11 protein-coding genes are annotated in these 13,788 nt (G+C 51.9%); 2 read left to right on the plus strand and 9 right to left on the minus strand.

Translation table 11 applies throughout. The features are described from left to right. Nucleotides 1–39: 39 nt before the first annotated feature. Nucleotides 40–501: a hypothetical protein gene (locus AC4QZR_RS16935; protein ID WP_494481987.1), complete on the minus strand. Its 462-nt coding sequence runs from the start codon at nt 499–501 to the stop codon at nt 40–42. 138 nt (nt 502–639) lie between these two features. Then, nucleotides 640–1,839, minus strand: coding sequence for an acetyl-CoA C-acyltransferase (locus tag AC4QZR_RS16940; protein WP_494481988.1), 1,200 nt, complete (start codon nt 1,837–1,839; stop codon nt 640–642). Between the two features lie 64 nt (nt 1,840–1,903). On the opposite strand from AC4QZR_RS16940, the gene AC4QZR_RS16945 reads away from it, so the two are divergent. Next, entirely contained in the window at nt 1,904–2,401 is a 498-nt protein-coding gene (locus AC4QZR_RS16945; RefSeq protein ID WP_494481989.1) for a DUF4293 domain-containing protein, read from the plus strand. Between the two features lie 202 nt (nt 2,402–2,603). On the opposite strand, the gene AC4QZR_RS16950 is transcribed toward AC4QZR_RS16945, so the two are convergent. The 3 genes from AC4QZR_RS16950 to AC4QZR_RS16960 form a co-directional block, all read right to left on the minus strand. Continuing rightward, a complete protein-coding gene (locus AC4QZR_RS16950) occupies nt 2,604–3,938 on the minus strand; it encodes a PepSY-associated TM helix domain-containing protein (protein ID WP_494481990.1) in 1,335 nt (444 codons plus the stop codon). A 76-nt stretch (nt 3,939–4,014) separates the two neighbouring features. Beyond that, nucleotides 4,015–5,532, minus strand: coding sequence for a SusD/RagB family nutrient-binding outer membrane lipoprotein (locus tag AC4QZR_RS16955; protein ID WP_494481991.1), 1,518 nt, complete (start codon nt 5,530–5,532; stop codon nt 4,015–4,017). A 27-nt stretch (nt 5,533–5,559) separates the two neighbouring features. Next, nucleotides 5,560–8,595, minus strand: a complete 3,036-nt coding sequence (locus tag AC4QZR_RS16960; protein WP_494481992.1) for a SusC/RagA family TonB-linked outer membrane protein — start codon at nt 8,593–8,595, stop codon at nt 5,560–5,562. 174 nt (nt 8,596–8,769) lie between these two features. On the opposite strand from AC4QZR_RS16960, the gene AC4QZR_RS16965 reads away from it, so the two are divergent. Then, nucleotides 8,770–9,750, plus strand: coding sequence for a helix-turn-helix transcriptional regulator (locus AC4QZR_RS16965; protein ID WP_494481993.1), 981 nt, complete (start codon nt 8,770–8,772; stop codon nt 9,748–9,750). A gap of 344 nt (nt 9,751–10,094) precedes the next feature. Here the strand turns inward: AC4QZR_RS16965 and AC4QZR_RS16970 are convergent, their stop codons facing one another. From AC4QZR_RS16970 to AC4QZR_RS16985, 4 genes are all read right to left on the minus strand, one after another. Next, nucleotides 10,095–10,826: a proline and serine-rich protein 1 family protein gene (locus AC4QZR_RS16970; RefSeq protein ID WP_494481994.1), complete on the minus strand. Its 732-nt coding sequence runs from the start codon at nt 10,824–10,826 to the stop codon at nt 10,095–10,097. Between the two features lie 167 nt (nt 10,827–10,993). Continuing rightward, nucleotides 10,994–11,692, minus strand: coding sequence for an outer membrane beta-barrel protein (locus AC4QZR_RS16975; protein WP_494481995.1), 699 nt, complete (start codon nt 11,690–11,692; stop codon nt 10,994–10,996). Nucleotides 11,693–11,704: 12 nt separating this feature from the next. Further along, a complete protein-coding gene (locus AC4QZR_RS16980; protein ID WP_494481996.1) occupies nt 11,705–12,406 on the minus strand; it encodes a putative outer membrane beta-barrel protein in 702 nt (233 codons plus the stop codon). Between the two features lie 174 nt (nt 12,407–12,580). Beyond that, a complete protein-coding gene (locus AC4QZR_RS16985; protein ID WP_116545036.1) occupies nt 12,581–13,750 on the minus strand; it encodes an AIR synthase related protein in 1,170 nt (389 codons plus the stop codon). Nucleotides 13,751–13,788 lie beyond the last annotated feature (38 nt).

Below are 13,788 nucleotides of genomic sequence, written 5' to 3' on the forward strand. Positions count from 1 at the left end.
GTGTGCTCTACACCAGTATCGTTATAGTAAAGGGGTAATTTAGTTTCTGCGGCCGGGCTCAGGAGAGCGATTGCCAATATCGCCGTTTCTCACACCTTCCTGCAGGATTTCGCCCAGGCTGCGATTGCGGCGCTGCTCGTCCCGCTTCTCCCAACGTTCCCGCTCCCGACGTTCTGCTTTTTTCTCGTCTTCTTTTTGTCGTTCCCAGCGATCATCATCTCTTCTCTCATTCTCTCTTCGTCGCTCCCAACGCTCGTCATCTCTTCTTCTATCTTCCCAACGATCATCGTCCTCATCACGATCTTTGTATTCCTTTTTGCGGGCCTTCTCATACTCCTTGTCCCGTTTCCACTCGGCATGTGCCCGGTGCTTCTCCTCTACAAAAGAGGGTTTGCCTTTCTTCTTGCCTTTATCTTTATCATCATTGTAGTCGGCGGCGGTGGCTACCTGAGCCCCAAATGCCATTAAACCTACCAGTACCAGTGTCATCAACTTTTTCATAAGCTTTTGTTTTAGGTTTGATGAAGTATAGGCAAAGGGGGTGCCAAATTAAGTTGCATTAGTCGCCGCGGTTACGGCACCAAACAAAAAAGGCCCTTCTGAAACTACAGAAGGGCCTTTTCTAATATAAAAAAATAACTATAGTTTCTCGTAAATGATGGCTGCTCCCTGCCCCACGCCCACGCACATGGTAGCCAAGCCGTAGCGCACATTGTCACGGCGCTTCATTTCGTGCAGCAAAGTGGCCGATATACGTGTTCCGCTGGCGCCGAGCGGGTGACCGATGGCAATAGAGCCACCATTGACGTTGACGATCTCCGGGTTAATGCCCAGTTCCTGCACACAAGGTATAGCCTGCGCTGCGAAGGCTTCATTTATCTCTGCCAGACTAATATCGTTGATGGTGAGGCCTGCTCTTTTCAGTGCTTTTAGGGTAGCTGGTACCGGACCCATGCCCATATAAGCAGGCTCAACACCAGCCACCGCCGCCGACACAATGCGGGCCATGGGCTTCAGGTTGAAGCGCTTCACGATTTCCTCACTCACCACCAGCGAGGCCGCAGCACCATCGTTTATACCGGAGGCATTGCCTGCCGTTACGGTACCGCCTTTTTTGAAGGCTGCGCCCAATGTGCCCAGTTTCTCAACTGAAGAGAGGCGCGGGTGTTCGTCGGTGTCGAAGATGATTGGGTCGCCTTTGCGCTGCGGAACAGGTATAGGTACGATCTCGTCTTTGAACTTCCCGGCTTCGGCAGCGGCCTTGTACTTGAGCTGCGAACTGTGGGCAAATTCGTCCTGCGCTTCACGTGAAACACCGTAGCGCTCAGCTACATTCTCGGCGGTCTCGCCCATGGTATGCGGGTAGTGCATCGACGAAAGCGTGTTGTTCACAAAGCGCCAGCCGATGGTCGTGTCATAGATTTCAGGGGTGCGGGCAAAAGCGGTTTCGGCTTTCGCCATCACGAAAGGCGCGCGTGTCATGCTCTCCACACCACCGGCCAGGTATACGGCACCGTCGCCGCAGGTAATGGCGCGGCCTGCATCAATGATGGACTGCAAACCCGAAGCGCAAAGGCGGTTTACGGTTACGCCGCCGATCTCGTGCGGAAGCCCGGCCAACAGGAGCGCCATGCGGGCCACATTGCGGTTGTCTTCGCCGGCCTGGTTGGCTGCGCCCAGCACCACATCCTCGATCAAGCTCGGGTCTATCTGCGGATTACGCGCCATTAACTCCTTCAGAATAAAGGCTGCCATGTCGTCGGGGCGCACGCTGCTGAGGGCTCCGGTAAACTTGCCAACGGGTGTTCTGACGATATCAATTATATAAGCTGTGCTCATCAATTTTTGTTTTACAGGTCTTTGTCTAATTTTGCATCTCTTTGCAAGTTAAATTAACCCCCTTATGATACAAAGAATTCAAACCGTATTTCTGGCGCTCATCGTGGTGGCCATGGTGTCCCTGTTGTTTTTGCCAATCTGGTCTAAAGTAGATGCCACTACTGGCGAAGAAGTCGTGCTGACCGCCTGGAACCTGTTTTTCCAGACCGTGAACGAACAGGGCGAGGCCGTGCAGACCGGCGCCCAGACAGGCAGAAGCACTATTGCCATCGGCATACTCGCTATTGTGGCCGCAGGTGTGGCTCTGTACGAGATATTCCAGTTCAAGAGCCGCCTCACTCAAATGAAGTTCGGCCTGATTAACTCGCTGGTACTGATTGCGCTGTTTGGCACCTCGTTTTACTATGCCAACTACGTAGGCAACGCGATGGCTGCCGGCAACGGAGGTGGCTATGAGGCCGGCTTTTACATGCCCGTGCTGGCGCTGTTCCTCAATGCCCTGGCTAACCGCTTCATCAAAAAAGACGAGGACCTGGTTCGCTCTGTCGACAGACTGCGCTAAGGTATAGCGCATTGCCAAATGCATAAAAAGGAAGGGCTTCTGTGATGAACAGAAGCCCTTCCTTTTTTAGTTGAGCACTGAGTGGAGAAAACCACCTTGTCATTTCGAGTGCATCGAGAAATCTGGGTTATTTCATAATTCCCTCACTATTTCAGATTTCTCGTTGCACTCGAAATGACAAAAAAAGCTTAAGCTACCACCTCTAAACCGCGGCCGATTTTCTGGCTACAGGTATAGCACCCTTCTTCGACTTCTTGCGCAGCTTGTTGATCCAGATCATCGTGCCTGTTATCGGCAGACTGGTTGCTACGAGACAGGCGATGAAGTAGAGTATCTTGGAGAAAGTACCATATACATTGCCCACATGCAGTGGCTTGATAGAAGACGTTATTTGCTCGTTGAACGGCTTGTCAGCAAAGATCTCTGCCTTCAGCACCTGGCCATTGTACTGGTCAAGCTGCAGTTTGTCTGAAGCTGCCGGCGCGAAAAAGCCTACTTTGTTTTTGTTGATGGAAACAGTAGCGGCTGAGTCGGCTGGCAACGAAATACGGTAATCTCCTTTGTAAGGCAGCGCGGCATCGGCTGACTTCACAAAATCCGCGATTGAAAGTGTAGCGGCCTGAGACTGGTCAGCTGGCACTTTTGACAAGAGAGGTTCTTCTTTGCGGTCTTTCTGCTGCTCTACGCCCAGTACTTTAAAGAAGCCCTCTTTATACCACTCAAATGACCAGGTGAGGCCTGTGAGCGACATTACCAGCAGCAGGAACGACGAGTAAAATCCCAGCGAGTTGTGTAGGTCGTGATTCACGCGTTTCCAGTTGCCGCTCCATTTTATTTTGAGGCCCTGTCGCCAGTTTTTCACTTTCTGCGGAATCCAGATCACCAGACCACTGATAACGATCAGGGTGAAGATGACAGTTGCCCAGCCCACAATCGGACGGCCGACTTCGGTGTCGAGCAGGAGCCAGCGGTGCAGACGGAACATGGTCATGAAAAACTCGGAGGTCGGGCTTTCGGTTGTGCCTATTACTTCTGCAGTATAAGGGTTCACTAGGTAGTTCGTGCCACGGTCGCGACCGCCGCCTTTGCCGCCAGGACCAGCACCCGGACCTGCTTTGGCTACGGCACCTTCCGGTCCTTTTTTGCCCTCGACGCCTTTCTCACGGCCACCTTTTTCGCCACCACGGGCTTCAACACCTTTTCCTTCATCACCTTTGTTCGCTTTTTTCACATTCACGGTGTAGGTACGGTTGGCATCAGCAGGTATAGTGATAGAACTTACTTTACCTCCTGTCTCGGCTGCTACTTTTGCAATGATTGCTTCAGCTGCCATGGGCTCAGCCCCCGCCTCTACCTGCACGGTAAACTTCTCCGGTTCCATAAACTCCTGCACCTCGGTATTGAAGGTATAGATGGTACCGCTCAGGCAGACCACAAACAGGATAAGGCCACTTGCTATACCCATCCACAGGTGGAGGTCATTGAACAGCTTGCGCACCTTTTGCCAGGTTGATTTTTGTTTTGGATTCTGTTTCATGATAGAGATATTTAGCTAAAAACCCCTCCTTGCTGTTGCCGGCAAAGAGGGGAGGTATTGTAGGGCTATTTTCAGTTTATTCGTTCCAGAACACCCGCGAGCGGAAAGGGTCAATAGCTCCCTGTTTCGCTACTTCGTCGCTGTTGGTGTATACCTCCGACTGGCGGTAAGTCAATCTTCGTGGCCTGAAATCCGGGTCGGCCGACGGGCTCTGCAGCGACTGTGGCAACCTGCTCAGATAGCCCAATCTCCTGAAGTCGTTCCAGACCTCGATGCTGCTGATGCTGTTAAGCGCCAGCCATTTCTGACCGATGATGCGCTCAATCTTGTTCGGAGCGAGCGCAAAGTTAACAGATGGCTGAAGATTGTACAGCGCAAATTCTCCTGCCGGCACGTTCATGTACTTGAAGGATTCTTTGATCGCCTCCTCGTACAGTTGCTCTGCTCCGCTCAGCCAGCCTCTTTCGGCCGCCTCGGCCTGCAAAAACAAGCTCTCGAAAGAAGACAGCAATATGGATGGTTGTTGCGCACTTTTCAACAGGCCTGCCGGTTGGTTGCCGTTCTCGTTTGGTCCCAGCAAAGCCGATGTTTTTGCCATGGTAAAGTCAGCACTCGTCGATCCGAGCGGCACGCCCACGTAGTCACCATTCACGCTGCGGTAGAGTTTCGGCAGGCGCGGGTCGTTGCGCTCTTTGTACTGCTGCACCAGGTATGCCGTAGGGCGCAGGGTGTTGTAGCCCGTGGTAAGCGCTCCGGCCTGGTTGCGGTAGTAGGTGTCCCAGAAAGGATTTTGCAGACCGGCCGTAATCTGGTAGCCCGGATTCACCAAGGCACTCTCACCGGCATCCAGAAAACCGCTTCCCTCCTGCTTGATCTTGGCCAGTTCATCGTTGATATAGCCTTCTCTTCCGGCTTCAGACTGGCGAAGCAAAGCTCTCAGCTTAATGGTATTGGCGAACCTAATCCAGAGTATCAGATTGCCTTTGAAAATCACATCGTCAGTCACCGGCTTTTTAGACAAGGCAGGAGCTGCTTTGATGTCCTCTATACCTGCTGTGATCAGATTGATAGCCCCGTCATACACCACCTGTCCGTCTTCGTACTTCGGCGTTACGTTTTTGCTGCCCTGCAGCGCATCCGAGAAAGGCACGTTGTTGTAAAGATCTACAAGCCGCATGAAGTGCCAGCCCTGCATGATCTTCGCTATACCTACATAGGCCAGGTCGCCGGTGGCAGCGGCACTATTCTCGATGTCTTTGTAGTTCACCAGCGTGGTGTAGCTGTCTTCCCAGATCGGGCGGCCATCGCGGTCAAAGGACATGGCCTCCACGCCGTAGGTTTCCTCCAATCTAAAAAGTGAGGTGTTCACCGGCCCGTCGGTGGCTTTGGCCCAATAGCCTACCCACACAGCACCCAGTTGGTTCAGGGTACCGGTTTCCAGGTTTACGGTCTTGACAAGGGCGGTCGGTAATTTTTGCTCCACCGGCACATCGGTCGGCGCATTGGGGTTCACGTTTGTATCCAGAAAGCTGTCGCAGGAGGTGAAAGCCGTGCCGGCCAGTGCTATCAGGATAAAGGATAATAACTTTTTCATATCACGAAGTATGCAGAATGATCTTATTTAGAATGCCACATTTACATTGAAACCAAACGAACGGGTCGGCGGCAGGTGTCTCCAGCTCATGTAACCCTCGCTGCTTCCGCCGGCGTACACAAATTCCGGGTCGTTGTAGATGTTGTCTTTTGCCCATATAGAGAACAGGTTGCGGCCCACGAAGCCGATAGTCGCTTCTTTCACCAGGTTCTGACCATCCAGCCAACCCATTGGCAAGGTATAGCTCAGGCTCAGCTCACGCATTTTAAAGAAGTCGGCGCTCACCGCGTAGTTCGACTGCACCGGAGCTACAAAATTTGCCCAGTAGTTGCGGTCGCCTTTGGTCTGTATCTCGGTGTTTGGCGTGAACACGCCCGGAGAAGTTTCAATCACAGAGTTAGGTATAACAAATGCCTCGCGGCCATACTGTGTGGTAAGCGGGCTCGTGCCGTCAGAAATCATACGGGCAGCTGCCTCGGTGTAGACCACAGCTCCCATTCTCCAGTCGAATTGCGCGCCTAACTGAAAGCCCTTGTACTGCACCGAAGTGTTGAGACCTAACTGGTACGGCGGTGTGCCCGTGCCGCCATAGTATAGCTCTGACGTGCTCGCCGGATTGCCGGTAGCCGGGTCCACTATCACTCTTCCCTGCGGATCGCGCTTGTAGTCGGTGAACAGGTAGCTGTTGTATGGCTTGCCCACAATCAGGTAGTTCTGGCGGAAGTGGAACAGCTGGTCGATGCCGCCGTAGATTTCCTCTACCTCGCTTCTGATGTGCGTGAGGTTGGCACCCACATTCCATACCAGGTGGCCACGCTGAATCACATCCCCGTTAATGTTCAACTCGATGATCTTGTTACTCGCCTTGAAGGCATTCACCCAGGCAGAAGTAAAGCCAGATCCGGCAGAAATGTCGGCCAGAATGGTACCGTCCGTTGTTTTGGCATCTACGTAGGCGGCCTCCAGGTTCAGGCGGTTCTGGAAGAAGCTCAGCTGCGTACCCATCTCCAGCGAGGTCACAAATTCAGGCTTCAGATTCGGGTTGGCATCGGAAGTACCCAGGCTAAAACCAGGCAGGTTTGCGTATGGGAAGCCATCGGTCTGGCTATACACGTTCTGCAACTGGTAAGGGTCCACTACTACGTTGCCGGTCTTGTTGTAAGAGGCGTATACCTTGCCGTAAGAGAGCATGCTGTTGTTTTGGAGCGCAGGTATAGCATCGCTGAACACAAAAGACGAACTCACGCCCGGGTAAAAGTAGCTGCGGTTTTCAGGGCTCAGCACCGACACCGATTCCTGGCGACCGGTAAAGGTCAGGAACAAGTAATTGTTGTAGCCGGCTGTAAACTCTCCAAAACCTGCCACTTGTCTTCTCTGGCTGATGCCGGACTTGCCACCCAACTGCCCCAAACGGTTGTCCTGGTTAAACAGGCCAGGCACAACCAGCGCCGAGGCGCTCAGGTTCGTTATTTTGCTGTCGTCGGTGCGCAGGTTGTTGCCCAACAGCAATCGGGTGCTGAACTTGCCGAAGTCCTTGTGCATGTCCAGGATGAAATCGCTGTTGATTCTTCGGAAGTTATTGGTAGCATCGTTTACGCTGCCCGGTATGTTGGTACGGCCCGGCGTGGTATAAGTAAACTTGCCTACTGTGGTGCGGGTGTCGGTGTTGCGGCTGTAAAGGCCAAGCCGGTAGATGGCGCTTATCCAGGGAGCAATCTCGTAATTGAGCTCTATGTTTCCGGTCAGGGTCTGCTGCTCGTTTACCGTGCGCTGGTTGTCGGCGTTGAAGTATGGGTTCGGCTGATTCGTGCTGAACCAGTAGTTCGGGTTGGCGTGCAGCGTATTTTCCCAGTCTTTCAGGTCGGCAAAAGGCAGACTGACCGGCAAACGGTATACCGTAGACCAGGGCTCGCTCTGCGTTACGTCGCTTTTGTTGAACACGTAGTTAACGTTGTAGCTCGTGCTAAGCTTGCCAAAGGAACGGGAGCCGTTAAAGCGGGCACCTGAGCGTCTGTTTTTGTCGCCTTCGATGATGCCTTTGGTGAGTACATCCTGCAGTGAGAAATAGTACGTTGACTTCTCATCACCCCCTGAAAAGTTCAGGTCGTTTTGAGTGGTGAAGCCCGTGTTGAAGAAAGCTTTTCTACCGTCCGGGTGGGCGCTGTATGGTAACTGCCATTGGCTACCGTCTGGCAGTACAGGCCCTACCGGTCGCAGCTCCCCGTCGAAACGCGAGCCCCAGGACTGGTACTGCAGCGGGTCGTATACGCCGTTCAGGCCCTGCCCGAATTCTGTCTGCTGTTCCGGCAGGCGCGAGATTTTATCAAAAGTAGTCGTGTTCGTGAAGTTGATTCGCTGTGCTCCTGCGCGTCCTTTTTTGGTCGTGATCATCAGCACCCCATTTACCCCGTCAGAGCCGTATACCGCTGCTGCGTTGGCGCCCTTCAGCACGTTGATGCTTTCAATATCGTTCGGGTTGAGGCGGTTGATGTCAGGTATAGGCACACCATCTACCACGTAAAGCGGGGCGTTGTTGCCGGTGTGGGAGCGGATGCCGCGCAGGTTTACCTGCACATCCGGGTCTACCTTGCTGTCGAACATGTTGATGCGCAGTCCCGAAACTTTGCTGGCCAGCCCAAGGATGGGGTTCACTACTTTGCCCTGGTTCAGTTCGGCGGTGTTGAGTTGAGCACTGGCCGTACCTAGTTCTCGTGCGGGACGCTTAATGCCGAGTGCGCCTGTTACGACTACTTCGGATAGCTGTGTGTTGCCAGGCTGAAGCTCTACCTGCAGCGAACTTGCATTTCTGTTTACCGGCACTTCCTGAGAAGCATAACCAATGTATGAGAAAACGAGCACCTCCCCTTCTTTGGCACGAATCTGAAAAGCTCCGTCCGGGTTTGTGGTGGTTCCGTTGTTTGACTCTTTCACTCTAACTGTAACGCCTGGCAGTGCTGTGCCGGTCGCCTGTTCTGTTACCTGTCCCGAAACGGCCAGGTCCTGTGCTGAAACTCCAAGCGCCATGAGTATGAGAAAAGCCGACGCCAGTAAATGTTTGAACATATCTTTATAAGGTATAGTATTTGGGTTCAAGGCAATTCTGATAGAGGCATTGCCTTTTTTTAGGCGACGCACTATTTAGATATAGTCTAAATAAACGTAACTTGCACAAAAGTATAGCTTACAAAGCTATTCTGGTAACGGGTAAGGGAATTCTTTTATCAAATGAGGGAAAACATGGAGCAAGACGTGAGCGAACCGAGAAACAGTGAGAAAGACTGTACCAGTCAGCAATTGGCTGAGCAAAACCGGCCCACCTACTGCACCTGCCAGAGCCCAAATGCGCGTGCAGCTTCCGAGGCCAGCACGCGTTTCCCATCCGGCGAAATTCACTTCAGCCACACAGCCTTTAGTTTATCCAGCAAAAAGGTAATAGGGTGCTTTAACAGTGAGGACTTTGCACAGCTATACTTTTCGATGCGGGGGAAGAGCTCTTTTAGGGTAGGAGATAATCCAAAGACCTTTGCCAGTTTTGACGCCCAACAGCACAACCTGCTTTTCTTCTCCGACGCACAGGCGCAACAAGAGATAAAGCCCGATCCGCAGGTGGAGATGATGACGGTATACATCCCCTCCGACTTTCTACTGCACTATCTGCCCGAGACAGGAAGCCCTTTTTCAGAGTTGCGGGAGCATATTTTGGCCGGTAAGCCCGCCCGGCTCAGAAAAGGAAATTTGCCCATTACTCCAAAGATTACGTCGGTGCTGCATGAGTTGCTTAACTGCATGTACACGGGCTACTGCAAGCGCATGTTTGTGCAGGCGAAGGTGATCGAGCTCCTGATGCTGCAGTTTGAGCAATGCGAACAGGACGAAGCACCAAGCACGAACGGGCTGAAGCAAACGGATATCGAAAAGATGCTCCACGCCCGCGACCTGATCCTCAAGAATATGGAGTGCCCCTGCTCCCTGATTGACCTGGCCCACATGGTCGGCACGAACGAGTATTATCTCAAAAAGCACTTTAAGCAGGTGTTCGGCACCACGGTGTTTGGCTACCTGAACACTTACCGCATGGAGCAGGCCCGGAAAATGCTGCTCGAAGGCGACCAGAAAGTAGGCGATATTGCCAGCGCCCTGGGCTTTAAGTATGCCGCCCACTTCACAGCTGCTTTCAAAAAGCACTTTGGCTACCTGCCCCAGAAGATCAAATCGTAGGCTTGCTCCGCGTCTCAGTTATAGGAGAGTCTGTCTCAGACAAAGGAAATCTTGACAGAGGACAAAAGACTTTTAGGTATAGGGCTCCTTTTCCTGCCGCTTAAGTTAGTCATGCCATCACTATCATGCTTTAAGTAACATAATGTCCATGATGCTTCAGCAGTAAACAGGCAATGCGAACTCAGGTCCTTTAAGACACTGAAAAGACGCAATTTAAGCTGAGTCTCTTTTGCCCCTTGTCAAAAACTCCTTCGTCAAAATTTTACCCTTCCTCTTAAATAAAAAAGAGCAACAGGATTTTATACCTGTTGCTCCCCGGGTGTTTCTATTGACCTTGCTATACCTTAGCGTCTGCGGCTGGTATACTGCTCCAGTTCCCGCACGTGGTGGTCTGACTGGAAGACGTCGTAGATGTAGTAGAAGCGCTCTTTGTCGCACACATTGTCGTAGGCAAATTTGGCAAACTCGAGTCGGGTGCTCTCAAACTCAAAGGCTAACAGCACGTTGCGCAGGTCCTCTGACAGGATGCTGCTGTTGCGCACCGCTTCGCGGGCAACAGTGAGGCGGGTGCTCTCGAAGTCGCGGCCTTTCATGGCGTCGATCAGGCGTTCCACATCGTAGCGCTCCAACAGGTTGCGGCAACCGTTGGCGGGTTCTTCGTAGCGGGGCGGCACTTGCTCGTAGCGTGGCGGAGCGGGCTCATATCGGTCGGGGTAGCGCGGCGGCACGACCACTACCGGCGGCGGACCCAGTGGTATCTCGCTGATCACGCGCAAACTTAACTTTCGGCCAGATACCCGCACGGCATAGTTTGTTTCGAAACCGGCGCGGGCCAGCACATTTATACCTGTCCTGTAAATACCATGACGGCCCCTGATCCGGAACTCGACATAGTGGTTGCCGGGCCGCAGATGCGTGATGCGCACAAAGTTGGAAGCCGAACGGTTGATCAGGCGTCCATCCAGCGCCATCTGGAACAGTTCGCCCCTGTGGGTGGTAAAGGTCACGACAGTAGGTTGTGCGAAAGCCGGCAGCGCCAGCAGCACAAACAGAAGCGGGAGTAGAAGCTTTTTCATGGCAGTATAGGTTTTAGCTTATACTTCAGCCAAGCCAATTATTGTGCCAGTTTGTGGAACTAAAGTGCAGTGGGGTTTGTCTGTGGGATTTTTCGATTTTGCAAGTATAGGTATAAGAAGAACCACAGGTATAGGAGCTGTGGTTTTAACAACAGCGCCCGTCTCGGCTATAGCTGATAATTCACTCCAAAAGAAAATGATTTGAAAAGGCGACGCCCCCAAGGAGAGTAAGCTTCCCAGTCATAATCAAAATTGTTATTGCCTGTTAGGTTCCTCTTGAGTAGGTATAGCTCCGCGTAGCCTCTAAACTGATTACTTATTTTAAAATTGGTTCCTAAGCCAGCCATCAGGAAAACATTCACTCCCCTATCCTTTGTGTAAATTGTGCCGGGCACACCATGCAATGTTTCCGTCAAGCTGCTTTTGGTGTTCCCGAAGGCTGTTATAGCTGACATCGTTCCATATAAAGGAACACGCCTGAAAGCTTTGAAAAGGTCTGCCTGAACCGTGACAGGTATAGACAACACCTTGGTGCGGGAAGCAGCTCTATACCTTACCGTATCTGTAGCCTGATAATTGGGCGACCACTCCGCTTTATCGCTGCTGCCTCCATAGCCTATTCCTGTTTGTACCCGAACCCTATCATTAGCTTTATACCCGACAAGCAAAGTAACGGGGGTAAAATAGCCCGACGTCAAGTGCTTCGCTGGTGAGGAATCTTTGTAATAGATGTGGTAGGTGATGGTGGTTAATCCTATACCTGCGTAAAATTTGCTTTCGCTCACTTTAGCTGTATCTCCTTCGCTGGCTATGACCGTAGAGGAAAGCGGCAGGTATAGTGCTAATAATGCTAAGCATGTTTTCATAATTGCAGCTGATTAATCTTCCAGACCAAGCTTATAATTCAGACCTATACCTACTGACTTATAGAAATGCAGAAGCCCAGTAAACCCCTGGTCCCAATCGTGAAAGAAGGAATTTCTGCCAGTCAGGTTGTGCTTCAAGGCGTAGTACTCTACCTGCCCGTAAAGGCGCGGGTTTATTTTATAATCAACCCCTATACCTGCCGTCACAAAGGTGTTGATTCCTTTGTCTGTCATATTGTTTACCTGAGCTGTGGCGCCGTTCTCTGACTGAGCATATTCGGTTTGTGATATACCGTAGGCAGGCATCAGCGTACCGGTAGCATACACCGGGAATCGCCTAAAAGCCTTTAACATAACATGTTGCAGCGTTACGGGCATGGCGATAACATGTGTGCGAGAAGAGGCGGTATGAAGTACCTTATTGTCAGGCGACCAGCTGAATTTCTCTGAACTTCCGCCATAAGCCAGGCCTGCCTGCACCCGCATGTTCCTACCGAAATTGTAACCCAAGTATAAAGAAAGCGGAGCAAAGTAGCCAGAACTGATAATATCCTGGGCTCTGGAGTCTTTGTAATAGATATGGTGCGATACCGTACTAAAGCTTATACCTGCATAGAGTTTGTCATACCTGACTTTAGCTGTATCACCTTCATTGGCGAAGGTAAGGAAGGGAGTTAGCAAGAAAATCCATAGGAGGGTAAGGTTTGTTTTCATATAGGTATAGCGCAAGGATTACAACCTTAATATATAACTATATTATGAACGAATTATAATGTATAGAAATTTTAATATAGTGCACTGAAGAATTTTTACCGCTTATACCCCTTAAAAAACAAAAAACCACAGGCGCTATACCTGTGGTTTTTCTTTATCTGTGCGTTTCGGCTCTTATCCTTCGTAGTAAAACTCTCCTTTATCGGTCTTGATCGTGAGTTCATTGCGTTCGCTGGCTTCCACGCGGCCAACGATTTGCGCATCCACATTGAAGGATTTCGAAATGTCGATCAGGCTTTGGGCGTGTTGCTCCGGCAGGTAAATTTCGAGGCGGTGGCCCATGTTGAAGACCTTGTACATTTCTTTCCAGTCGGTGTGGCTCTGCTCCTGAATGATGCGGAACAGCGGCGGTACCGGGAAGAGGTTGTCTTTGATGATGTGTACCTTGTCGGTGAAGTGCAGCACTTTGGTCTGGGCGCCGCCGCTGCAGTGCACCATGCCGTGTATGTGCGGACGGTGCTGGTTAAGAATTTCCTTCACAATCGGCGCATAGGTACGCGTCGGCGACAGCACCAGTTTGCCTACTTCTATACCTGTCTCAGGCTCCACGTCGGTCACGCGGTAGTTGCCCGAGTACACCAGGTCCTTTGGCAGTTCCGGATCGTAACTCTCCGGATAAGACGCCGACAGGTATGAGTGGAACACATCGTGGCGGGCGGAGGTGAGGCCGTTACTGCCCATGCCGCCATTGTATTCGTCTTCGTAGGTAGCCTGCCCGTAAGAGGCAAACCCAACGATCACATCGCCAGGCTGTATTTTGTCGTTCGATATCACTTCGTCGCGGCGCATGCGGGCCGTCACGGTGCTGTCCACGATAATGGTGCGCACCAGGTCGCCCACATCGGCTGTCTCGCCGCCTGTGCTGTAAATGCCGATGCCGTTGTCGCGGAGCATCTGCAGCACCTCCTCGGTACCGTTGATGATGGCGGCAATCACCTCGCCCGAAACCAGGTGCTTGTTGCGGCCGATGGTAGAAGAGAGCAGGATGTTATCCATAGCGCCCACGCACAGCAGGTCATCGGTATTCATCACCACGGCATCCTGCGCTATACCTTTCCACACGCTCAGGTCACCGGTTTCTTTCCAGTACATGTAGGCCAGCGCCGACTTGGTGCCCGCGCCGTCGGCGTGCATGAGGACGCAGTGCTCGGGGTCGCCGGTGAGTATATCCGGGATGATCTTGCAGAATGCTTTCGGGAAAAGTCCTTTGTCGATGTTCTTGATGGCGTTATGCACGTCTTCCTTTGAGGCGGACACGCCACGCCGGAGGTATCTATTTTCCATAGTGCTGGTCTTACTTGCTTTACAAATTTAAGAAAGGC

Source organism: Pontibacter sp. YIM B11418 (genome assembly GCF_059278805.1).

Excerpts from the sequence above, each read along its gene's own strand:
- AC4QZR_RS16950 (WP_494481990.1), bottom strand. The coding sequence starts at position 3,938 with ATGAAACAGAATCCAAAACAAAAATCAACCTGGCAAAAGGTGCGCAAG.
- AC4QZR_RS16985 (WP_116545036.1), bottom strand. The coding sequence starts at position 13,750 with ATGGAAAATAGATACCTCCGGCGTGGCGTGTCCGCCTCAAAGGAAGAC.
- AC4QZR_RS16955 (WP_494481991.1), bottom strand. The coding sequence starts at position 5,532 with ATGAAAAAGTTATTATCCTTTATCCTGATAGCACTGGCCGGCACGGCT.
- AC4QZR_RS16935 (WP_494481987.1), bottom strand. The coding sequence starts at position 501 with ATGAAAAAGTTGATGACACTGGTACTGGTAGGTTTAATGGCATTTGGG.
- AC4QZR_RS16975 (WP_494481995.1), bottom strand. The coding sequence starts at position 11,692 with ATGAAAACATGCTTAGCATTATTAGCACTATACCTGCCGCTTTCCTCT.
- AC4QZR_RS16960 (WP_494481992.1), bottom strand. The coding sequence starts at position 8,595 with ATGTTCAAACATTTACTGGCGTCGGCTTTTCTCATACTCATGGCGCTT.
- AC4QZR_RS16980 (WP_494481996.1), bottom strand. The coding sequence starts at position 12,406 with ATGAAAACAAACCTTACCCTCCTATGGATTTTCTTGCTAACTCCCTTC.
- AC4QZR_RS16965 (WP_494481993.1), top strand. The coding sequence starts at position 8,770 with ATGGAGCAAGACGTGAGCGAACCGAGAAACAGTGAGAAAGACTGTACC.
- AC4QZR_RS16940 (WP_494481988.1), bottom strand. The coding sequence starts at position 1,839 with ATGAGCACAGCTTATATAATTGATATCGTCAGAACACCCGTTGGCAAG.
- AC4QZR_RS16945 (WP_494481989.1), top strand. The coding sequence starts at position 1,904 with ATGATACAAAGAATTCAAACCGTATTTCTGGCGCTCATCGTGGTGGCC.
- AC4QZR_RS16970 (WP_494481994.1), bottom strand. The coding sequence starts at position 10,826 with ATGAAAAAGCTTCTACTCCCGCTTCTGTTTGTGCTGCTGGCGCTGCCG.